The 23,875-nt window shown below is 36.4% G+C and carries 18 protein-coding genes and 2 pseudogenes; 18 read left to right on the top strand and 2 right to left on the bottom strand.

Translation table 11 applies throughout. The annotated features are described in order from the left end of the window. The first annotated feature begins 163 nt into the window (after positions 1-163). The 16 genes and pseudogenes from C9J47_RS13435 to wecA (C9J47_RS13360) all read left to right on the top strand — a co-directional run bounded on the left by C9J47_RS13435 (position 164) and on the right by wecA (C9J47_RS13360) (position 18,323). Positions 164-1,190 (top strand): annotated as a pseudogene (locus C9J47_RS13435) (ISAs1 family transposase). Positions 1,191-1,375: 185 nt separating this feature from the next. Then, a complete protein-coding gene (locus C9J47_RS13425; RefSeq protein ID WP_107253992.1) occupies positions 1,376-2,476 on the top strand; it encodes a DegT/DnrJ/EryC1/StrS family aminotransferase in 1,101 nt (366 codons plus the stop codon). A 192-nt stretch (positions 2,477-2,668) separates the two neighbouring features. Beyond that, entirely contained in the window at positions 2,669-3,547 is an 879-nt protein-coding gene (locus C9J47_RS13420; protein WP_107253991.1) for a hypothetical protein, read from the top strand. Continuing rightward, positions 3,537-4,997 (top strand): lipopolysaccharide biosynthesis protein, encoded by a 1,461-nt coding sequence (locus C9J47_RS13415; RefSeq protein ID WP_107253990.1) that lies wholly within the window; start codon positions 3,537-3,539, stop codon positions 4,995-4,997. The genes C9J47_RS13420 and C9J47_RS13415 overlap by 11 nt, the downstream gene beginning before the upstream one ends. Beyond that, positions 4,984-6,375, top strand: a complete 1,392-nt coding sequence (locus C9J47_RS13410) for a hypothetical protein (protein ID WP_107253989.1) — start codon at positions 4,984-4,986, stop codon at positions 6,373-6,375. Before C9J47_RS13415 ends, C9J47_RS13410 begins: the two co-directional genes overlap by 14 nt. A gap of 33 nt (positions 6,376-6,408) precedes the next feature. Beyond that, a complete protein-coding gene (locus C9J47_RS13405; protein ID WP_107253988.1) occupies positions 6,409-7,317 on the top strand; it encodes an alpha-1,2-fucosyltransferase in 909 nt (302 codons plus the stop codon). Next, positions 7,310-8,167: a glycosyltransferase family protein gene (locus C9J47_RS13400; RefSeq protein WP_107253987.1), complete on the top strand. Its 858-nt coding sequence runs from the start codon at positions 7,310-7,312 to the stop codon at positions 8,165-8,167. Before C9J47_RS13405 ends, C9J47_RS13400 begins: the two co-directional genes overlap by 8 nt. Further along, positions 8,157-9,392, top strand: a complete 1,236-nt coding sequence (locus C9J47_RS13395) for a hypothetical protein (protein WP_107253986.1) — start codon at positions 8,157-8,159, stop codon at positions 9,390-9,392. The genes C9J47_RS13400 and C9J47_RS13395 overlap by 11 nt, the downstream gene beginning before the upstream one ends. A gap of 30 nt (positions 9,393-9,422) precedes the next feature. Then, positions 9,423-10,175 carry a glycosyltransferase family 2 protein gene (locus C9J47_RS13390; protein ID WP_170107507.1) on the top strand — a complete coding sequence of 251 codons (753 nt, stop codon included), beginning with the start codon at positions 9,423-9,425 and terminating at the stop codon, positions 10,173-10,175. 136 nt (positions 10,176-10,311) lie between these two features. Next, entirely contained in the window at positions 10,312-12,186 is a 1,875-nt protein-coding gene (locus C9J47_RS13385; RefSeq protein WP_107253984.1) for an acyltransferase family protein, read from the top strand. A gap of 263 nt (positions 12,187-12,449) precedes the next feature. Further along, positions 12,450-13,403 (top strand): NAD-dependent epimerase/dehydratase family protein, encoded by a 954-nt coding sequence (locus tag C9J47_RS13380; protein WP_107253983.1) that lies wholly within the window; start codon positions 12,450-12,452, stop codon positions 13,401-13,403. A 456-nt stretch (positions 13,404-13,859) separates the two neighbouring features. Then, entirely contained in the window at positions 13,860-14,798 is a 939-nt protein-coding gene (gene galU, locus C9J47_RS13375; protein WP_107253982.1) for a UTP--glucose-1-phosphate uridylyltransferase GalU, read from the top strand. 89 nt (positions 14,799-14,887) lie between these two features. Then, positions 14,888-15,988 (top strand): UDP-N-acetylglucosamine--undecaprenyl-phosphate N-acetylglucosaminephosphotransferase, encoded by a 1,101-nt coding sequence (gene wecA / locus C9J47_RS13370; protein ID WP_107253981.1) that lies wholly within the window; start codon positions 14,888-14,890, stop codon positions 15,986-15,988. 74 nt (positions 15,989-16,062) lie between these two features. Then, a pseudogene (locus tag C9J47_RS13365) lies at positions 16,063-16,706 on the top strand (phosphohexomutase domain-containing protein); the annotation flags it as partial. A gap of 63 nt (positions 16,707-16,769) precedes the next feature. After that, entirely contained in the window at positions 16,770-16,907 is a 138-nt protein-coding gene (locus C9J47_RS27605) for a hypothetical protein (protein WP_425440602.1), read from the top strand. A 309-nt stretch (positions 16,908-17,216) separates the two neighbouring features. Continuing rightward, positions 17,217-18,323, top strand: coding sequence for a UDP-N-acetylglucosamine--undecaprenyl-phosphate N-acetylglucosaminephosphotransferase (gene wecA, locus C9J47_RS13360; protein ID WP_107254167.1), 1,107 nt, complete (start codon positions 17,217-17,219; stop codon positions 18,321-18,323). A gap of 35 nt (positions 18,324-18,358) precedes the next feature. Here the strand turns inward: wecA (C9J47_RS13360) and wecA (C9J47_RS13355) are convergent, their stop codons facing one another. Beyond that, positions 18,359-19,435, bottom strand: coding sequence for a UDP-N-acetylglucosamine--undecaprenyl-phosphate N-acetylglucosaminephosphotransferase (gene wecA / locus C9J47_RS13355; protein ID WP_107253980.1), 1,077 nt, complete (start codon positions 19,433-19,435; stop codon positions 18,359-18,361). A gap of 353 nt (positions 19,436-19,788) precedes the next feature. Between wecA (C9J47_RS13355) and C9J47_RS13350 the strand changes: the two genes are divergently transcribed. Further along, entirely contained in the window at positions 19,789-21,150 is a 1,362-nt protein-coding gene (locus C9J47_RS13350; protein WP_211321750.1) for an MBL fold metallo-hydrolase RNA specificity domain-containing protein, read from the top strand. A 103-nt stretch (positions 21,151-21,253) separates the two neighbouring features. Continuing rightward, on the top strand, positions 21,254-21,547 hold the full coding sequence (locus C9J47_RS13345) for a hypothetical protein (protein WP_425440601.1): 294 nt from the start codon (positions 21,254-21,256) through the stop codon (positions 21,545-21,547). An 81-nt stretch (positions 21,548-21,628) separates the two neighbouring features. Here the strand turns inward: C9J47_RS13345 and mnmC are convergent, their stop codons facing one another. Next, positions 21,629-23,659: a bifunctional tRNA (5-methylaminomethyl-2-thiouridine)(34)-methyltransferase MnmC2/FAD-dependent 5-carboxymethylaminomethyl-2-thiouridine(34) oxidoreductase MnmC1 gene (mnmC, locus tag C9J47_RS13340; RefSeq protein ID WP_107253977.1), complete on the bottom strand. Its 2,031-nt coding sequence runs from the start codon at positions 23,657-23,659 to the stop codon at positions 21,629-21,631. Positions 23,660-23,875 lie beyond the last annotated feature (216 nt).

Raw genomic sequence — 23,875 nt, 5'->3', positions numbered from 1 at the left:
GAAAGCTCATGAAGAGCCCTTATTCTGAAAGGGCTCAGTCACTGTTGAAATTTAATTAAAACTACCGTTTACTGCACAAAACGGTAATCCCAATTAGGATCAATTTGACGATCTATATCAGCTGTGATCATATACTTATATTTCGGTATATGGATATCCGTTCATGAATGGACTTAGCCTTTTGGTTCATATTTCAATAATCAAAGACTTACGGCAACAATGGAAAATAGAACAAAAATTGACAGACATTATATTTTTGTCGATTGTCGCTGTTATTGGTGGTGCTGATGGTTGGGATGAATACAAGATTTTGGTGAAGACCACCTAGATTGGCTCAAGCAATATGATGATTTCGAGAGTGGTATTCCCGTCCATGACACTATTGCTAGAGTGATGGGGATGATATCAGCCAAACAGATGCAAAAGTGCTTCGCTCTGTGGATGGATGACTGTCACCAAGCGACTGACGGTGATGTCATTGCGATTGATGGTAAAACTCTGCGTGGCACTTATGACAAAGGAAGGCGTCAAGGCGCAATCCACATGGTGAGTGCTTTTAGTGCTGCAAATCAAGTGGTTATTGGGCTGATCAAAACATCAGAGAAATCGAATGAAATCACTGCTATACCTGAGCTTCTGAAGCTACTCGACATACGTGGATGCCTTGTCACTATTGATGCGATGGGCTGTCAGCGTGATATAGCTAAGGCCATAGTTGGCAAAGGTGCAGATTATTTATTGGCGGTAAAAGGTAATCAAAAGCGCTTAGAGAAAGCCTTTAATGACTACTTTAGAATGGAGATGCTGCAAAACTTCGAAGGAAGCTCATACAGTACTCAGGAAGAAGGGCATGGTCGTAAAGAAACCCGCGTAGCGTTAGTTAATGAAGTTTTATCGGTACTGGGTGATATTGCTTATGATTGGCCAGAATTAAAAGTAATGGGTATCGTTGCATCTATTAGGCAAGTTGGAGATATTCCCGCAGAGGACATATCGATTCGATATTACATTAGCTCTAAGAAACTAGATGCAAAAACGTTGCTTGAATCCAGCCGCTCACATTGGTCGATTGAGGTTCAATTGCATTAAATCTATTAAATGCAGATGAATCCTTTAAAGCAGGTTTAAAAAGAAAGCGAAGACCGTTAGGTAGAAATAGTAGCTACCCATCTGGAGTCCTTAGGGGTTAAGGGGGCGTAATCTTGCCCTGTGATGTCGTTTCTTAAAGGTAAAGGTAATACCGCCTCTTTAATGATACCAATTATGTTGAAAAACTATATTAATAATTCTAAATATAACACAATATTAATATCAGGTCTTAGTGTAGGTCTTTCATGGGCTACTAATATATTAGCAAGAATAAAAGAGAATAAATATGATTGATTTCCTAAATTTAGGTCGATTAAATAGTCAATATAGCTTGGAATTAAAAGAAGCATGCTCTCGGGTTATAGACTCTGGTTGGTATATTATGGGTGATGAACTTAAAGAGTTTGAAAAGGAGTTCGCTGAATACTGTGGAGTAAAACATGCAATTGGTGTAGCTAACGGATTGGATGCATTAACTCTCGTCATAAGATCTTGGAAAATCATGGGTAAATTTGATGATGGCGATGAAATTATTGTACCTGCAAATACATATATAGCTTCTATTTTAGCAATTACAGAGAATAACTTAATCCCTGTTCTTGTTGAGCCTGATCCTGATACTTTTAATTTATCAATCGAAGGCACGTTAAGTGCAATAACAAATAAAACTAAAGCAATATTACCTGTGCACTTATATGGCTTAATTGCAAATATGCCTGAGATTATGAATATTGCTGATGAGTATAACCTTTTAGTTTTGGAAGACTGTGCACAAGCTCATGGAGCTAGTATTAATTCTAAGCGGGTAGGCTCTTGGGGGGATGCTGGCGCATTCAGTTTTTATCCTGGGAAGAATTTAGGAGCATTAGGAGACGCTGGAGCAATAACAACTAATGATTGTGAACTAGCAAATAATCTAAGAGCTTTAAGAAACTATGGTTCTACTAAAAAATATGAAAATACTTACCAAGGAGTGAACTCTCGTTTGGATGAAATTCAAGCAGCAATGCTGAGAGTTAAACTGAAATATTTGAATGAAGAGACACAGAAACGAAAGTTGATTGCTGCGACCTATAATAGTGGGATAGATAACCCGTTAGTAAAATTACCGTTATGGGAAAATGAAGAAAATCATGTTTTTCATTTATTTGTAATACGTTGTAAAAGTAGATATGAATTATCTAAGCACCTCAGAAATAAAGGCATAAATACAGTAATCCATTACCCAATTGCACCACATAAGCAAAAAGCGTTAGAAGAATTTCAGAATATTAGCTTACCGATAACAGAAAGTATTCATAATGAAGTTCTTAGCCTTCCGATAGATCCACTGCTTAGCTATCGAGAAATTAAATTAGTGATTGAAGCTATCAATAACTTTAGGTAATCATTTCATCGAAACTGCTCTATGAATTATATACCATCAGTTACCATGGGTGGTATATGATAAGGACATATAAACAAATTAATAGACATTACTTCTATGACGATGTTTTGTATTATTAACGGTTTATACATCCAGATAAGTATGAGTAAGTAAACTCGAGTTGCAAGAATATTAGACTTGTAGGATATAAATATGCTAAAGGAAATTATAAAAAAAATACTTCCTCAAAAATTTGTGGATCAAGTAATTAAATATAGAAACAGAAAAAGAAAATTGTTCATGGATAGAGATTTCCTTTCTTATGTTAAAAGAAAAAAAATTGGATTTGAAAAGAATTTAGAAACAATGGAAATCTTGGCTCTTCGGGGCTCTCATGCTGATTATGGCATATTAACAGACCATGAGAAATCTCTATATAATTTAGGATTAACAAGTACAGATATATACTTTAACTACAAACTGTACGAGGCTTACTCTCAAAAAATGACCAATTTGAATAGTGTTATTTTTTTCTACAGTGTTTTTACACCTGGTCTATCCTTAATAAAAATTAGTGAAAAATATCGTCTTGTAGCTTACAAAAAATATTTTGGTGTAGCATATCAAGAAGAGGGGGTTCTAGACTGTAAATTAGAAGCAAAAATTCTTAAAGAATGCAATAAAATAAAAAAAATAAATGTTAGAGAAGACTATAGAGGTTATGAAAATAATCATCATTTTATAACTGACATACCTGTTGAAAAAAGAGCAAAAATTCATTTAAGAGAAAATATCAGAAAACCGGATCAGTTAATTTGGTTAGAAAAGCTAGTTGAGTCTGTTACTAGAGATAATAGGAAGCTATATATTGTCATCCCACCAGCACAAAAAGCTTATGTTAATTCTCTTCCGCATAAAAGTGAACTTTTCTTAGGTGCCTATAATTTTCAAAGTGAAAATGTATGCATTATGGATTTCTATGACTCTCCTATTTTTGAGGACTCAGATCTTGGGGATTATGACCACTTAAATGAGAAGGGAGCATTTAAGTTAACAAGTGAAGTTCTAAGAAGAATAGAAAATGCTAGATAGAAAACTCAAGAATAAAGCCTTTAATGGCGCAGCTTGGTCATTCCTAGACAAAATTATCAATCAACTAAGTGTCGCTATTTTATTGATATATTTATCAAACATATTAGCGCCATCTGATTTTGGACTGATAGCAATGCTATCAGTTTTTATAGCTATTTCACAGTCAATAATTGACTCTGGATTTACGCAGGCTCTGATTCATAAAAGTCATTCGGCGAATGAGAGTGATTTTTCAACAGTATTTTACACAAATCTTATATTATCAGTATTTTTATACTTATTGTTTTATGCATTGGCACCTGCGATAGCAAATTTTTATAATCAAGATGATCTTATTTCAGTTTCTAGGATTCTATTTTTATCATTTATATTTAATGCATTTTCAATTGTACCTAGAGCAAAATTAACAATAAATATCGATTTCAAAAGACAAACCATAGTAAATACAATAGCTGTTTTTGTAAGTATTGTAGTAGCAGTGGTGGCTGTCAAAAATACATGGGGCTATTGGTCACTAGTGTTCATGACTCTCAGTAAGTCCTTTGTGTCATCATTGTTACTTATCATTGTTTGTAAGTGGCTGCCTAAAAAGAGATTCAGTAAAAAATCATTTAGTCAGTTATTTGGTTTTGGTTCCAATTTACTTATATCAGGCCTTATAGCTACTTTTGTTCAGAACTTATATACAATAATACTGGGAAGATTCTTCAATCCGTATCAAGTTGGCTTATATCATCAAGGCTATTACTATACAAATACACTTTCATTTACATTAACTTCAATAATCCAAGGCGTCACTTTCCCAATCCTTACATCAATAAAAGATGAAAAGGAAAAGATGCTTAATACTTATCAAACTGCAATTCAAATTACAGCTCTTATTTCATTCCCTGTTTTTATGGGATTTGCTGCTGTATCGGAGAGTTTTGTATTAGTTTTTCTTGGGGATGAATGGAAAGATATTGTCCCTGTACTGATTATACTCTCATTTGCAAGAGCATTGACGCCAATTAGTAGTCTAAATCTCTATGTACTTAATGTATCAGGAAGAACAGATCTTTTCTTGAGAGCTGATTTAGTTAAGATACCAGTGTTAGTTTTACTATTGTTTATTGCCCTCCCTTATGGAGTAATTGGAGTTTCAATATGCCAGTTAGTTCTTTCTGTTATAGCATACTTTATTAACGCATACTTTCCCGCAAAACTTTATGGATTCAAACTTACTGATCAAATGAAACCGATGTTTCCTGTCGTGATCTCTTCTATTATAATGTACATTGTTGTGATTCAAATTAATTATAATGATCTTTTTTTAGAGTTGCTAGCAAGAGTTTTCGTTGGGATTATTGTTTATTGTTCTTGTATCATTCTCTTTAGAGTTCCTTTCGCAGTAGATATAGTTGAAAAAATAATAAATAAGGTAAGATGTCATAAATATGATGGATCGTGAAAAGCTTAAAAAGTATATATATAAATGCGAAAATATCGAAGATATTGTTACCTTGTCTAAAGTTTATGAAAGATCATTGTCTAATAGTAACCCAGTGGTTTACGCTGAAATAGATTTTGAAAATAAGCTCTTCGATATATTAAAACATAAAATTGATACTAATAAAATATCATGGCCTGATAAAATATCTGGAGTTCTACATATTATAACGGTTCCTTATAATAGTGGTGGTCATACTAGGCTTTGTGAGAAACTAGCAGATATTGATGCTGATTTACTAATATCTGGTAATGAATTTGTTTTTGATGGGTTAGTAAATAGATTGTCAACCTATTTTAGGAATGTATATCAAATAGAAACTTGTAGTGTGGAGAGCCGAATACTTGCAATCATACATAGGTGCGCAATGTACGATAACGTCATTTTGCATATTCATCCTAATGATATTACAACATGTATTGCAATAGGAATACTTAAAAGGTGTGATTATAGTTTTTCAGTTTATTTTGTAAACCATGCTGACCATGTTTTCTCATTTGGTAAATCCATTTCTGATGTTGTTCTCCATATATCTAATCGTGGTTATCAGATAGATAAAATTATTAAAAATGCTAAGTATAAGGTTTCATTTATTGGTATTCCAATCGATATGAAAGAAATGCCGAAACTTAAGACAGATATAAGAAATTTCTTGATGTCAGGTGCTTCATATAAGATGAAACCAGATGAACTATACTCAGCGCCTAGGGTCGTTCAGAGTATCCTAGGTTCAGACAAGAAAAACAAAGTCATGATTATTGGAGCAAAAGGTTCAGACTATTGGTGGTGGTCAACGAAAATAAAATATTGGAGAAGATTAAAAATACATGAACAGCTACCTTACGAAAGCTATATAGCCAAAATTAGCATTGCTGATGCAATAATTGATACATTACCAATAACTGGAGGAACAGCTTTTACGGAGTCGTACTTAAATGGTTTGTTCCCTATTGGTATAAAGACTGCGATTTCCGGCTATAGCCCATTGGACCAAATTAAGCTTGAATCTGTTTGCAATGATACGTTTCAACTTCATCAAGAAGTACAGGCAAAACTCTATAAAGAAGTGAAAATTATTCATGACCCAATTAGAGTTAAAGTACGTTTTAATTGTGCTTTGCGTCGAGAATATCATGATGTCCCTGAAGTGTTGAAGTATGGTGTAAATAATGTTAATGCTCTTTGTAATAAGCAAAAACCATATTTGGGAAGGCAACTTTTTAAGGAAATTATTACAATGAGAACAATTTCCTATAAAATTAAATTGAAAATCATATTTGGACTTTTTGATAGTATTAGAACTAGTCTTGAAATGTTAAAGAAATTGATAGATAAATAATGTTAAATACAAGTAAGGTGAGGTGAAGCTGTAATGATTTACGTAAAGCTTATTGGAGGATTGGGAAATCAGCTTTTTCAAATTGCTTATGCTTATGATCTTTCAAAAAAAACAGGTAAAAAAATTATAATTGATTCATCACAGTATAGTAGTTATAAAGTGAGAGAGCTTGAATTAGATAAATTGGAAATATCTAAAATTGTCAGCTTTGATAAAACTGGTCAGTTAAGTAAATTCAATAGACATGCTAAATTCTATAGAATCTATCAGAAAATAGTTAAGACTGTATTTCGCTCTAGTAATTTTGGTAAGTCTTATTTTTATCAAGCATTAAAAATCGGGTGTCTATTCAATTTTGATCCTCATTATTATAAAGCACCGTCAGACATAAAATCTAAGAGCGAGCTTTTTTTATATGGTTACTTTCAAAGTGAAAAATATTTCATTGACTCTAAAGCAGAAATTAAAAGTATATTGAAAGTTACTAATAAACCTAACTTAAAAGAACAGTATTATTTGGACTTGATTAATGCAAATAAAAATATCGCGATAAGTCTTAGACTGGGAGGTGATTACTTCTCTTGTCCTATTCTAAATGTGTGCGACAATACATATTATATCAAAGCCTTGAGAATGTTAGTTTCTGAAATCAATGTGCGTAATGTTTTCGTCTTCAGTGATGATATAGATAAGGCAAGAACACTTCTTTCTAAGGAAGATAATATTAATTTTGTATATATTGAAAATATGGATGCAGTCCAAAGTTTAAGACTCATGTATAGTTGTGACAACTTTGTTATTCCAAACAGCTCATTTAGTTGGTGGGGTGCGTTTTTATCTGATAATCCGAACAAAATTATTCTTTCTCCATCTCGTTGGTATAATTATCACTGTGACGTCAATGATATTTTTACTTCAGAAATGAGGTTGCTGGATGAATAATAAAGTTAAAACTTGTGCAGCTGTTACTCTATATCATCCAAGTAAGGAAGAATTAGAGCGTCTGAAAGAATATCTACTATTTTTTCCGATAATATTAGTAGTTGATAATACACCTGAAGATACTAACTTAGAGTGCTTTTTTAATGATGAACGATTAAAACTGATATCTAAAGGGGCTAATATTGGGTTATCTAAATCATTAAATCTTATCTGTGAAACAAGTTCTAAACTAGGTTATGATTATTGTTGTGTTTTGGATCAGGACAGTACGTTATCTCTGGATGCAATATCTGAGATCCACAGACTGATTAGTATTAATGTTATAAGCAATGCAGCAATCGTATCGCCTACAATAGTATATGAATTTAAAAACAGCAAAATTGCGAAGTCTAATGAGGAGTACCGTGCTGTCGATTGGGTTATTACCTCTGGGTCATTTATAAATATTGCCATATTTATAAATTCCAATGGGTTTGATGAGAATTACTTTATAGACAGAATCGAATATGACTATTGTATGGAAGCTAGAAAAAACGGGTTTGACATTATTCAAGTTTCTAATGCTTTTCTATTTCAGAAGTTAGGAAGTTCAGAGGAAAGATTTGGAATTAAGTTTTTTCAACATTCTCCATTAAGAAATTATTACCAATTTAGAAATAGATTTTACTATTTTAATTATAAATCTGATGAAAATTTTATAGTTAGATACGTAAGTCTCTTGTTTTTATCAATAAAACAAGTTTTAAAAATCTTGATCTTAGAGACAGACAAAACAAAAAAACTTGAATTTATAGTACTAGCTATAAGAGACTGTTTGTTTGGTAAATTTGGTAAATTTAATGAAAGTTGATTATTTTTATGAGTTAATATACCGAAGTTTCCTAGGGCTTTGGCTATTCATGATGCTAGCTTTTTCTGGGGATTTTACAAATTTCAAATTAATAATTTTAGTTGTTCTGTTAAGTTTAACTCTATTTGAATTAACTCAATTTAGAGTAAATTATAGTTTAAAATCATACGCCGTACTTCTGATTTGGCTGTTTTTAGTAACTTTTAGTTATTTACATGGTTTAGTTATTGGTTTTAAATTTAGTTTTTCTCTATTATTTTATACTGTATTGACGCCAATTATTTGTTTCTTGCTTGCTGCTAGGATCAATAGTGCTAGACTAAAGTTTGTAAACTCAATTCTAATAATTTCATTAGGATTTATATTATTTTTGAGCTTTTATTATATTGGATTTAGGCTTGGGTTCTATTCTATTCCTGCATGGATGTTAGAAATGAGAGCTTTTGGTGGGATAAAGATTACTGATGAGCAATTAGAAATTCGATTAGCGAGTCAAAGCTCATTAATATTTTTACTACCTTATATAGCAACACTTCTATTTTTTGGTAAAAAGAGACTGTTATATACGACTTTTCTTATTGTAGGATTAATTGTCGTGATTTTCTCTGGAAGAAGAGCGTTGCAAATACTGTTCTTTTTGGGGCTTATTTGTTCCGCTGTAATTTATGCTTATGAAAGTAGAATGTCTATAAGTAGTTTGTTTAGATTATTATTAGCAAGTGTCTTCTTTATATTTTGTATGTCTATTATTTTCGACATAATATCAATGTTTACTGACTTGAAAAACCCGCTTGCAACATTCATCAATACGATTTTACTTTCATTTGACTCAAGTAAAGGTGGAGGTGTCGAGCGACAAGAACAAGCTTACGCTTTATTTAATTTCTTCGCAGAATCTCCTTTTTTCGGTAGTGGTCTAAATTCTCACCCTCAATATACTCGTAATGCATCCGAACCTTGGTCCTATGAGTGGGTGTATTTGGCATTGTTGGCACAAGGCGGTTTAATTTTATTTTCATTCTTTTTATTGGTTTGCTTTCTTATTTTATATAGTAATTTTATTAAAGGGAGGGAGTTATTTGAATGTGATTCAGGGATGGTGTTTTACGCGATTTTGACTGGTGGTATTTGTTTCATTATCGCCGGAAGTACAAACCCTATGATTTATTTTTCATGGTTTTGGTTTCTATGTTTTATTAGTTTTAATGGGTTGTGCGACGAGTGATTTTTTTATTTCGATGTGGGAATGTATATAATGATAATTGATAATGAACTTGTATCTATAATTATGCCGGCACACAACGCAAGTAAACATATTATGGAAAGTATAGATTCAGTATTGGCTCAAACTTATGTACATTGGGAATTGGTGATTATAAATGATCGCTCTGTAGATAAGACACTCGATATCATTGAGAAATATTCATTAATTGACGAGCGAGTAAAATTTTTTTCTAATACTTTAGACCAAGGTGGAGCTTATCTAGCAAGAAATATTGGTTTAAAAAAAGCCAGTGGGAAATTCATTGCTTTTCTCGATAGTGATGATAGATGGCATCCACGGAAGTTAGAGGTTCAGCTTAGTGAGATGCAGAGACTTGGTTATCACGCTTGTCATACTTCATATGTAAGAGTTAGCGATACAGGATCAATTATAAATTCAGTACAATGTAAGAGGCACGTGACTTACAAAGATCAATTGAAGACTAATCATATACCAAACCTAACTGGCCTATATAATAGAGAGGTTTTAGGTACTATTTTACAAAAAAATATTGGCCATGAGGACTATGATATGTGGCTTGTTATATTGTCTATGGTTCCATCATTAGGAATTAAAGAAAAATTGGCTTATTATAGAGTCGCGGATGGGTCATTATCTTCAAATAAGTTCAAGTCAGCCATGTGGCATTATAAAATATTGCATTCTCAAGGGTCAATATCATTTTTATATAAGCAGTATTACTTTTTGTTTTATATATACTTTGCGTTATTGAAACGGTTGTAAAGATAGATTTTCCTTATTTATTTATTTATTTATTTATTTATTTATTTATTCTATTTTAAGTGTCTAATTAGAGTGATGCTTCACTTTCGTCACTATATACAATTAATAGTGTCGTTATTTTTAAGGCTATTTTATTATGAATTTTCGCTATGATATAAATGGATTGCGTGCAATCGCTGTTTTAGCCGTTGTATTTTTTCATTTTGCTCCTAGCTTTCTAGCAGGCGGTTTTGCCGGAGTTGACGTTTTTTTCGTTATCTCTGGTTTTCTGATGACTGGAATAATATTTAAAGGGATTGAAAATAAATGTTTTTCTATTTTTTCTTTTTATAAAGCAAGAGCAAAAAGAATCATTCCTGCGCTATCTGTGTTGTGTTTAACTTTGATAGCATATGGTTGGGTATATTTATCGCCAATCGACTATATGAAGTTAGGAAAACATGCTCTAAGTAGTATTACTTTTTTATCCAATGTTGTTTACTGGCAAGAATCGGGATATTTTGATGTAAGTTCTTATGAAAAATGGCTGCTACATACTTGGTCGCTTTCTGTTGAATGGCAGTTTTACATTTTATATCCCATAATGATATTGTTACTAGTGAGGTTTTTTTCTATAGGGCGTGTAAAGATAATTATTGGTGCTTTTACTATAATAGCATTTTTAGTTGGTTGTTTCGCTTCTTATCGGTTTCCTAATGCATCATATTACTTATTACCAACACGAGCTTGGGAGATGCTTGTTGGTGGTATAGCGTTCTTATTTCCTTTTTCATCTAAATTTAGATGGAGAAAACACTTAGAAATAATTGGGTTTGTATTTATAATACTATCTTATATTTTTGTATCTAGTGAGGTTCCATGGCCTGGGTATATGGCATTTTTCCCAGTATTTGGCTCTTTCTTAATAATTATGTCTAACAACCAAACAAGCCTTTTAACTAGTAACAAATTTTTTCAGTATATCGGTAAATGGTCTTATTCAATATATCTTTGGCATTGGCCTATAGTAGTTTTTGGTAGTTATTATTTTGAAAATTGGTGGTTTGTTGGTATCCCCCTTTCCATTATATTCGGTTTTTTTAGTTATCATTTTATAGAGCAGCGAAAGTTTAAGGTAAATTCTTTTAGTTTTGTGGTTTTGTCAATTTTTGTACCTGTAACCTGTTTGTTCATTTATATGGGAAAAGGGTTTGATTATAATTTCCGCTCCATTACAACATCAGATGAAACAAAGTACGTAGAAAAATATCAACCGGATGTATACATTACAGATGAGCTAAAAGCTTATTATGGTGATGAGTGCAACTTTTTTGATTCGCAATTAGGCGTAGCAAAAAATAGAATTTCTGATACTTGTACTGATGAAGGTCTCGGTGGGATTTTAATTTGGGGGGATTCTCACGCACAAGCTCTGTCTTACGGATTAAAAGGAGGTTATCGAGATAAGCCGTTTTATCAAGTTGCCAGTTCAGCTTGTGTTCCTTCACTAAAATTTAATTCTGGTACTAGTGAAATCGAGCTTTCGTGCTTCCGCTCAAATTCGAAAGCTTTCGAAGTTCTTTTGGATAAAGCTCCTGAATTAGTTATTTGGGCTCAGAAGAATCAACATGATAAAACAGATTACTTATCTATAATTGAAACTGCAAGATCTAAAGGTGTTACTTCTAAATTCGTTTTGGTTGGTCCTGTCCCTCAATGGCACCCATCACTACCTGAAGTTTTAGCAAAAAGGCACTTTACCTCGGAAAGTAGAGTAATTAGTGATCTTGCTTTCGATAAAGCTTTATTTTCTTTAGATAGTGATACCAAGTTAAAATATTCAAAACAAGACGAGCTAACATACATTTCTTTAATAAATGAGCTTTGTAGCGAAGCTGGTTGTCTTGCTAAGCTTGATCAAAATAAAACTCCCCTAGTATGGGATTATGGTCATTTGACCCCTAAAGGCTCAGAATATATAGCATCTAATGTAATATGGCCTTTAATAGCTAAAGATAATTTGATTGATTAGGCTACCACCTACTTTTTTTGATGGCAAGTGGCGAAGTCTTGTTCTTGATGTTCATACGACTTTCGTAGCTATTAACCTTAAGGTCATTTCCGATAATTGGGTCATTAAAAATATTGATGCTTTGTGTTGAAAATTAATAAGCTGATTTTCAACTATTCTTGTCTCGATTGTTTACGCAAAAAATTGTGAGGATTTTTTGCATCGATAAAAGTTATTATTTACTAAAGATTATTATAATCTAAAAATTTGTATGAGGACTTAAAATGAAAATATTGGTAATTGGTGGGAGTGGATTTATAGGCACACGTCTAGTGGAATTACTCATAAAAGATGACAATGAAGTTTTTATTTTTGATAAAAATTATAGTGTTAAATATCCTGAGTTAACGACAATAGGCGATGTTCGTGATTTTGGCCTACTGAATTCTGCTTGTGAAGGAGTTGATTTAATTTATAATTTAGCTGCAGAGCATGCTGATAATGTAACACCATTGTCTTTATATCATGATGTGAATGTTGGTGGTGCAGAAAATGTAGTAAAAGCAGCAGAAGTTAATAATATAAATAAAATTATTTTCACTAGCTCAGTTGCAATTTATGGTTTGAATCGTGGTACACCGGATGAAAACACTGATCCCCAACCCTTTAATGAGTATGGGCGTACAAAGCTAGCAGCAGAGAAAGTATTTAATGAATGGCATTCAAAACACAGTGATAGCACGTTAGTGACTGTTCGCCCCGCCGTTGTCTTTGGTGAAAATAACCGTGGGAATGTTTATAACTTGATAAATCAAATCGTATCAGGTCGTTTTTTAATGATTGGTGACGGGACTAACTGCAAGTCAATGGGATACGTTGGTAATATCACTGAATTTTTAAAGCAACAGTTAGACAAAGAATCAGGATATCACGTTTACAATTATGCTGATAAGGAAGATTTATCATCGTCAAATATTGTGTTGATTGTTCGAAAGGAGATGAATATTTTAGCAAGAAATATAAAGGTGCCATACAGTATTGGATTAATGGGTGGGTATGCGTTCGATGTTCTTTCAAAACTTACAGGAAAAAAGTTTCCCGTAAGTTTGGTACGTATTCAAAAATTTTGTGCAGATACGACTATTGACTCAAGCGCTGCAATGTCTTCAGGCTTTATTCCGCCTTATACCTTGGAAGAAGGATTAAAGAGAATGATAAAGCATGAATTTAAGAGTTAACTTAATGATTGAACCTATTGGTATCGATACTACTAAGTAGCTAATCCCTTGTTATATTTTCTCCTCGTAATAAGGAGTTTCTTCTGAGTCCTTTTTGAGACACTCTCATTGTCTTAAAAAACAATATTCTTTATAATTTCGACAGGTAAGTGAACGCTTGCTGGTAGTCATATCTTACACTAAAATAGTACGCTGATAGGTACCTTATGAATCAGGGTGAACGCATGAGTTGATTTTATGTTAATTAAAGTGTTGCTTTTTGTAGTTACGGACTGCGTTCACACTATAACGAAAAACAAAACCTGAAAATAACGCTCAAAAATCACATGTGGCATCCCGATTCACGAACCTTGCTTGTTGGTAATTTGTTACTGATAACAATTTACTAACTCATGCGGTTGCCCTGCCTTATGAATAGAGTGCGACAGGGCTGTTACCCCTCAAAAGGATTTATACATGCACCACATCACCAAAGCCGTTATTCCTGTGGCAGGTCTCGGCACACGTATGCTACCTGCAACCAAAGCGATTCCGAAAGAAATGCTGCCTATCGTTGATAAGCCGTTGATTCAATATATTGTCAATGAATGTGTGGCAGCGGGCATTAAAGAGATTGTATTAGTTACACACTCATCGAAAAATGCAATCGAGAACCACTTTGATACCTCGTATGAGTTGGAAGCCACGCTTGAACAGCGCGTGAAACGTCAATTGCTTGACGCCGTCCAATCGATTTGCCCGAAAGACGTGACTATTATGCATGTGCGCCAAGGCCATGCGAAAGGGTTAGGGCATGCGGTATTGTGTGCCAAGCCATTAATTGGTGATGCGCCGTTCGTGGTGGTATTACCGGATGTAATTTTAGATGAATATACCGCAGATCAATCACGTGAAAACTTAGCGACGATGTTAGCGCGCTATGAAAGCACACAAGCCAGCCAAATCATGGTGGAGCCGGTTCCGATGCACGATGTGTCGAAGTATGGTGTGGTCGATTGTAACGGCGCTGCTCTAAAAGGTGGCGAGTCTCACCCAATGACAGCGATGGTTGAAAAGCCTGCAATGGAAGAGGCACCGTCGAATTTAGCGGTTGTCGGTCGCTATGTGTTATCTGCCAATATTTGGGATAAGCTGGCGATGACGCCTCCTGGTGCAGGTGATGAAATTCAACTGACTGACGCGATTGATATGCTAATGGCAGATGAAACCGTTGAAGCCTTCCATATGACGGGTAAATCTCACGATTGTGGTGATAAGTTAGGTTACCTGAAAGCCTTCGTTGAATACGGTGTGCGTCATGAGTCATTGGGTGCTGATTTTAAAGATTATCTAGTGTCGAGTTTACTCGTTTCGAGTACCGAGGTTGCGAGTATAGAGTTTGCTAGCGTCGAGTAACGAGTAACTAGATTCTAGATTTTCGTATCTCGCCTCTCGTGCCTTGTATCTCGCTCCTCGCCCCTATAACCATTATTAAGTTCACAATTATGATTAATGCATTTATCTTTGTTTTTATAACATCGTTTTGCAGCTTGTTTGTATTTCGAAAAGTCGCCAAATATGTAGGGTTAGTGGATAAACCCAATGCCCGTAAACATCATCAAGGGGTGGTACCGTTGGTGGGTGGGGTTTCTATCTTCTTTACGCTCGCCATTACTTTCTTGCTCTTTACAACAATTGATTCTGGCCTCGTATTGTTTTTGATCTGCGCCACGATTTTAGTCGCCATGGGCGTGGTTGACGACCGTTATGATATCAGCTTTAAAATCCGCTTGGTGATCCAGACGGGGGTCTCGCTCGCCATGATACTCATTGGTGACAAGAGCTTACACAGTTTGGGGTACCTCATGGGCAGTGAAGTCATTGAGCTGTCACCCGTTGCCAGCGCTTTTATTACGATTTTTGCGGTTATTGGAGCCATCAATGCGTTCAACATGGTGGATGGTATCGATGGTTTACTGGGGGGATTAGCGTCAGTGACGTTTGGTGCCTTAGGGTATTTATTCCTTATCGACGGGAATACCGAATTGGCCTTGGTCTGTGGTTTATTGGTCACCGCGATGATCCCGTATATTTTATTGAACCTCGGTTTTCCGCTCGGTCGCCGCTTTAAAGTCTTCATGGGCGATGCGGGCAGTATCTTTATTGGTTTTACCGTCATTTGGTTATTGATTGAAGCCACCCAAGGCGTGGACTCGACGCCGATCCGTCCTGTGACGGCATTGTGGATCATCGCTTTACCCTTGATGGATATGGCCACTATTATGGTGCGTCGTATCCGTAAAGGGCAATCGCCGTTTAAACCTGATCGCGAACACCTGCACCATATTTGTCAGCGTATTGGTCTGTCATCCCACATGTCATTGTTTGTAATTTGTCTGTGTGCATCAATCATGGCTGGTGTGGGGATTTGGTCTGATATGACGCAAATTAATGAAACCGTGATGTTTTGTAGCTTCTTAGCGGTATTTGCGGTGTATTTTTGGGTGATTAGCCACATTTGGAAAGTCACTACTTGGGTACACAAACTGTTTGGTAAAACAGGACCGATTCAGCTCAATGTTGAAGGTAACCCTGCCGGAAAATAATACAGTCGTGTGAAATGGGCAATAAAAGAGCGATAAACCGCATAGGGTTATCGCTCTTTTTGTTTCTAGTGATCACCCGTATTTCAGGCTACATGTTGGAATACGCGTTAGAAGCGCTGGGATTAATGCGGTGTTAACGGGGCCATTACCCACGCCTGCAGTGGCGTATTTAACCAAAACATTCCGTGCGGAAGTGGGCATTGTGATCAGTGCATCACATAACCCGTATTATGATAATGGCATTAAGTTTTTCTCTGCTTCGGGCGAAAAGTTACCGGATGAGATTGAGTTAGCGATTGAAGCTGAACTTGATAAGCCAATGACGTGCGTGAGCTCTGATCTGTTAGGTAAGGCCATGCGAATGGATGATGCCGCAGGCCGCTACATTGAATTTTGTAAAGGGACATTCCCATCAGAGTTTTCGTTAGCTGGATTAAAACTGGTTGTCGATTGTGCGCATGGCGCCGCATATCATATTGCACCAGCTGTCTTTAGTGAGCTAGGTGCCGAGATTGAAGTTATTGGTAATCAGCCGAATGGTTTGAATATCAATGACAACTGTGGGGCGACATCGTTGGGCTTATTGCTGGCGACGGTCGTTGAAAAAGGTGCCGACCTAGGCATTGCAGTCGATGGTGATAGCGATCGCATTATGATGGTGGATAGCCAAGGCAACGTGATTGATGGCGATCAGCTGTTATTTGTATTGGCTAAAGATACTGATCCATTAAGCTCTGAAGCGGTACAAGCTGCGTTACGTGAAGCAGAAACAGCGTTAGAAGTGGGTACAGAGACACCAACAGGTCGTATTTTATTACGTAAATCTGGCACTGAACCGTTAATCCGCGTAATGGTTGAAGCGGAATCCGACGCTCAAAAGTGGGCGCAACATATTGCTGACCAAGTCTGCGCTGCTTAAATAGCATTGAATCATTAAAAAGCGGTGTCTTCGAGAGAAGGCGCCGCTTTTTTTAATGGGAAATGTCTGATATTGCTCTTTTTTTGTACTGCCTATTTATTGTGTCATGCTTTTGTAATACAGTATAGCTAGATTATGCTTATGGGCATGATATTGCATATTGGCGGTTGTGTTAATTTGTGGTGAGTAAATAACATTATTTTGCGATTAGTTCTTTTATGGGCTGGTTAAGAGTAATGCTATTTGCTTTCTATATGTCAAAGCGTTTGGATGCGTTTGGGCAAATTTAAAATTTATAAGGTCATTGCTATGACATCTGCATTTTTCTTTGTTTTTATAACATCGTTTTGCATGCTTTTTATTTGCCGAAAACTAGCCAAAGCGGTTGGGTTGGTTGATAAGCCAAACGCCCGTAAACATCACCAAGGTGTCATTCCCTTGGTGGGGGGCGTTTCAATATTCCTGACATTGATCGTGACATCTTTTCTGTTCCCTCAACTTAAGGTTGTGTCACCACTCTTTATAAGTTGCGCCACAATTTTGGTGGCAACAGGGGTGGTCGATGATCGCTATGACATCAGCTTTAAAGCTAGGTTAATTATTCAAACAATGATATCGCTAGTTATGATTGGCGTTGGTAATAAAAGCCTTCATAGCCTTGGGTATTTGATGGGAAGTGATGTCATTGAATTATCGGTAGTATCGAGTGTTGTTATTACTGTTCTAGGGATAATAGGTGCAATAAATGCGTTTAATATGGTTGATGGTATTGATGGGTTACTCGGTGGATTAGCATCGGTTACCTTTGGCGCTTTAGGCTTCGTATTTTTAATTAATGGTAATACTGATTTAGCGATCTTTTGTGGTTTGATTGTGACCGCAATGATGCCCTATATTTTACTTAATATGGGCTTTCCTTTAGGACGCCGCTTTAAAGTTTTTATGGGGGATGCTGGCAGCATATTCATTGGCTTTACGGTAATTTGGTTACTGATAGAAGCGACTCAGGGGCCTAATATTACACCTATCCGCCCTGTTACCGCATTGTGGATGATCGCGATTCCCTTAATGGATATGGCCACCATTATGGTACGTCGTATTCGCAAAGGGCACTCACCGTTTAAGCCCGACCGAGAACACCTACACCATATATGCCAGCGTTTAGGCATGTCGAATCATATGGCTTTATTTATTATTTGTTTTATGGCTTCTATTATGGCCGGTGTGGGTATCTGGGCAGATATGACACTAGTGTCGGAGTCGATTATGTTCATTAGCTTTCTCTGCATTTTTGCGGTGTACTTTTTTGTTATTAGTCATATATGGCGCATTACGACACTGGTACACCGTATCTTTAAGGTTAGAAAGCCTGCGATATCAGAGCCGTCTAGCAGTGATGGTGTAACGAATCCATAACGTATTAAGTTAATGACTTTGGTATACTGAATCATTCATTTTGTAGGCGATGTGCTGAATGAATGTAGACGAGCAAAAAATACCGACAGATGCGAAAGGTACGACACTAAAATAAAATACACCACAAACAAGCTTGAAAAACTAAACAGCATTATTACTTCAGAGATCTCATTGATTTCACTCCAAATACCAATGTATGCAAAAATTGCAGAAAAGCCACATAGAATGAATAATATGAGTCGATTAGGTAGCCCTAATACTTGAAGTTTATGATGGAGGTGTTGTTTATCGGCTTGAAAGGGTGATCTACCATTTTGTATACGGCTTATTATAATCGTTACCATATCCATTAATGGATATGCGATTAACCATAAAGCCGTTACAGGTTTAAATGATAGATAACTATTTGTTTGAGTGCCATTCAATAGTAGCCAAATAACGGTAAAGCCAATAAAAAGGCTGCCAGCATCCCCCATAAAAACCTTTAAATTCTGACCAAAAATAAATTCAAGATTTAAGATAAGGTAAGGTATTACGGCAATAATCACAATAGAACAGAAATAATAGAGTTCAACGTTATTATTAAACCAGAATAAATAGCCTAAAGCCGAAAGTATAACAATGCTCACCCCGCCAAGTAGCCCATCGATACCGTCAATCATGTTAAATGCATTCATTGCTCCTACTATTGCCAATATACTGACTATACTGCTTAGTAGCGGTGCTAGCGTTAATTCTTTTGGGCTAAATATAGCACCTAAGTTATGTATGCTTATATTTTCAAATTGTATTACCGCTATTGACACAAGTATTTGAATAGCAAAACGTATGTTTACCTGTATATTGTTTTTGTCATCAATAATACCCATTAAAACTAAGATTGATGAGCAGAATAAAAAGACATTATATTTTATGATGAGTGCAGGGTGTAAAAATAAAACCATTGATAGGGTTAGGAAAATAGAAATGCCACCCACCAGAGGGATGAATCCACTGTGTGATTTTCTTAATGATGGTTTATCAACTAGGTCAACAATTATAGCAATACGCCTTAGCGTGAAAATCAAAATAAACGATAATAAGAAAATAACAATCAACTCAATAAACATCATGAATCAAGTCCTTATTAATCATGTTATCAGTCGATATGTTGACTAATACTTTAGTATCGGTTGGTTATATGCATTCTGATACGTTTGTTTTAATTTTATTTTATCAGTGTTTACTGACCAATCAATTATATTGAGCTTAGTGTCAGTATTACAGGTATGTCAAAGTAAAGAGCAAAATATTCATATATTCCTATAATTATTTTATGGTGTATTAGGGGCTATTTTGTGTTTAATATTGGTTAACGCTTTATTTTTACGGTTATTTCCGTGATGTGACTCGAGCAATTTTTCTTCTATTTACTTTCCTTGTATCAGCTTTGGCATCATCCTGAACTTCTCAAGTTCATTAGGAGATGGCAGTGGAGATCTTACATCACGGTGCTAAGGTAGGTGTGACTGGCTCATGTCATGAAATTAAACTGGGACAGCATGGGTTACTCATCGATTGCGGTATGTTTCAAGGTGATGAATCTAAGGGTGTGTTAGATATCGATTTCCCTATCGAACATATTCACGCATTGCTTTTAACCCATAGCCACATTGATCATGTTGGGCGTATTCCTTGGTTATTAGCGGCTGGATTTAAAGGGCAAATCTATGCATCTGAAGCAACTGCGGCTTTATTACCATTAATGCTTGCAGATGGGCTGAAAATTCAACTGGGATTTAATCAGCAGCAATGCGATCAATTTACGCTATTAGTAAAATCACGTTTAAAAGCGATTCCTTATGATTGTTGGGCTCAAATTATTTTACCATCTGGTGAATTGGTTAAAATTCGATTTCGACCAGCAGGTCATATTTTAGGGTCTGCGTATATTGAAATAATGCTTTCAACTGGCGAAATAGTCGTATTTTCAGGAGATCTCGGACCGTGTAATACACCACTATTAATTGATCCTATTTCACCTGAAATCGTTGATACATTAATCATTGAAAGTACTTATGGTGATCAGGTGCATCATGGTATTGAAAGGCGAGAAGCGCAGCTTAAGGAAATTATCGAGCGCTCGTTAATCGATGGTGGGGTAATACTGATACCTGCTTTTAGTGTTGGTCGTACACAAGAGCTATTGTTTGATATTGAAAATATTATTGCGGCGTCTAACGTCAAAAATGAGGCTGTGAATTGGCAAGAAATTCCGGTCATACTCGATTCGCCTTTAGCCGGGGAAATTACAGCGCAATACCGAAATTTTAAAATGCTATGGACAAAAGAAGCGAAAGAACGAAAACAACAAGGGCGTCACCCGTTGTCTTTTTCTCAATGTATTACGATTGAGCTGCATAGTGATCATCAGGCGTTAGTAAACAGGCTTAAAATTTCGGGTGAACCTGCGATAGTGGTGGCAGCCAGTGGTATGTGTGCTGGTGGGCGGATTGTTAACTACCTTGAAGCCTTGCTGCCCGATAAAAGAACCGACGTCATTATGATCGGTTATCAGGCAAGGGGCACGTTAGGGCGAGATTTATATCATGGTAAGCGTGTGATTAAGGTTAATAACAAAATTATAGATGTTAAAGCTCAAATACATACGATGTCAGGTTATTCAGCTCATGCAGATCAGGCTGACTTATTAAAATTTGTGGGTGGAATTAAACAAGGCCCCCAAACAATTCATGTTGTGCATGGTGATAAACAGGCTCAGTTAGCCTTCGCAGAATTACTTCAGCAAATAAAACCACAAGCTAAAATAGTGACTGGGTTTTCTTAAAAATGATAAAAAAGTGCAATTAAAAACCCGTTTATTTTATCTCATCTATAATTTTATCAGTAATTAATTTCGAACGATGTTCGTCGTTACTGATAGGGATTTAATGATGAAAGCGTGTTCAATAATTCTTTTGTTAAGCAGTATATTCGCTTTTTCTGTGAATGCCGCCGATGAAGTGGTGACAAAGTCTACTGCGAATGCCGCGAATACAACAACCGAAGCCGCAGCTTCTAAAGGTACAGCCGCGGGTATTGATACAGCATTTGCTGCATCTGCGGGGGGTATAACGGCAACCGTGGTGGCTGTCGGGGTGGCGGCTATTGTTATTGGTGTTGCAGTCTCTGATTCTGGCGGTGGAGATGACCCAGCACCACCAGTAACCGCTGCTGTAAATTAAGGTGTTATAGTATTCGGCGCAATGTAGTTTTTATATACGCGAGTTGCTTTTATATACGCTAGCGATTTAACGTATAACCTTTTAGCTTTTACTGCCGAGTTGCTTTCCTCGTACTAATCGACGTACCCACATCCGCCCTGGGTGTAGGGCATTGAGCACGGTATGAGGCAGTGGTAATGGATCGCCACAAATTTGAGATGCCAGTAGCTCGCCCAGTAGAGGGGCTGAGCTTAACCCACGAGAGCCTAATCCTACGATGGAATACAAATTCGCATAGATAGGTACTGTTTCGGCAGTCGCTTGGTTATCTCTTAGATCTTTATACTGCTCAATCAACGCTTCATATTGACAAATATTCCCGACAAAAGGTAAGTGGTCACGACTGGCACAGCGCACACCTGCACGAGACTGATTGGCAGAAATATCGACGTTTTTAGGCCATTCTGCATCTGGAATACAATGCACCAAACGTTGTTTATTATCTTGGTGTTCTATTTCACAAAAGGCTAAATCAGCGCTATTTCGACGGTAACTCGCGCCAATACAGTGTGTTTTTGTGATTGTATTTTGTGGTGTTAAATACCCGTCATAACACAGTACTGTTTTTAACGTTGATAATGTATCGTTGGTGGGGATGTGGCTTACTTGCCCGCGCACAGAATAAGCAGGGATCTGCTTGGCTTGTTCAAACTCAGAAAAACGATGACCATTGGCAATAATTACTGTGTTATGAGTAAATTGATTACCCGTTGAATCGGTTAATTGCCATTGTTCATTAGTCGATTTCAAACCACAAATATCTACATCAGATTTCAACGTAAGTCGGCCAGTGTCTTGCGCTTGTCTTATTAAGGCTCGGGTCAGTTCTTGCGGGCATAACCAGCCACCGAATGGGTAGTAAACACTCGAAAAATTCGATGTTATTGCCGTTTTCTGTTTTGTTTGTTCTATATCTAATGCGTGCACCAGCTCTTGAGGGAAGTTACCAGACAGCATTTTATTAATTTTGTTGGTTGATTTTTCATCCCATGCCAGCTGTGTAACGCCACACCAATCGTGTGAAAAGGTGCTATTCATTGCGGCTTGTTCAACAAATTGACGGGCATAGAAAAATGCAGGGCCAAAGAACCGGGTTAAGCAATCATTCGATCCATTGAGTAGTGGGTAAACAGCACCTTGTCGGTTCCCTGAGGCGCCTTCAGCAGGTAAAGAATCGGCACAATACAGTGTGACATTCACTCCTCGTCGAATTAATGCGAGTACTGTCGTTGCAGAAGCAACACCGCCCCCTATAATTGCCACGTCGTTTGCATCTGTCGCAGAGGTACGTGTAAACCATGGCTTTGAATTGGCTTGGTGTTGGCGATTTCTCACGCTGCCTACAAGTAAATGGTGTGTAGGATTATTGCTATGACTATGACTTTCTGCCATCTCAAAACCTGCTTCCGTCAGGCTTTGTTCGAGCATGCTTTGTTGATGAGTGTTTAGAACAGATGTTATCGCCTTAATGGTACTGTTTTCACGAGCCAGTATTGCGATGTTTTTTATTATTGTCTTACTTTTTAGTAATGCCGCTGTACTTTTAGTGGTTTGATGTATGTCTGCTGCTTCTATTTGACTGAAGTCAGTAAACCAAGCATCTACAATTCCGTCATCATTCGTCCATACTTGAGGTATAGAGTCAGTTATATCGCCAAACCATAAATCAAGGGTGAGTAGACCATCATCAAGCACAATGCGATGGCAATCTGAAACCGCTGGAGGGTAGTGAGCATGAAGTTGTTGTGAAAAGTGGGCGAACTCAGGCCACTTTTTAGTCGCTTTAATGAGGTCACTTTTTGTTAGCGGATGTTGCTCAAAGCTGATGAAATGCAGTTCTTTCACTGTCGCGGTAGGGTTTGCTTGACGAAATTGCGTAAATTGTTGGCAAGCAGTAAGAAAGCTAAGGCCGGTACCAAAGCCTGTTTCAGCAATCACGAAGCGACGGCGCGTAAAGGCTTTCCAACGTTCTTGTAATCCATCTTGTGGTAGAAATATATCGCACACATGGGATGGCGATATACGATTATCATTAGAATTAAGAACAGTTTGTTCAATGTGCTTGTCAGACAAGGGGAAAGCCTCGGTTACTTTTACGATATGTTTCTGAGTTTCATCTAATTTTTCATCTGTTAGTTGATAATTAGTGAAAAATCAGAGAGTGTATACCGTTAAAAATGAACGTTAATAACGAAATTATCGGCGATTGTACCCGATTGAGGGGAAAGCTGACCACTTTCTGTGAATAAACCCGTTATTATCGTCAACGTTAAATGACAGTAGGAATTC

It is taken from the genome of Photobacterium indicum (assembly GCF_003026215.1).
Taxonomy (GTDB): Bacteria; Pseudomonadota; Gammaproteobacteria; order Enterobacterales; family Vibrionaceae; genus Photobacterium; species Photobacterium indicum.
This window is presented reverse-complemented; position numbering and strand designations above follow the sequence as displayed.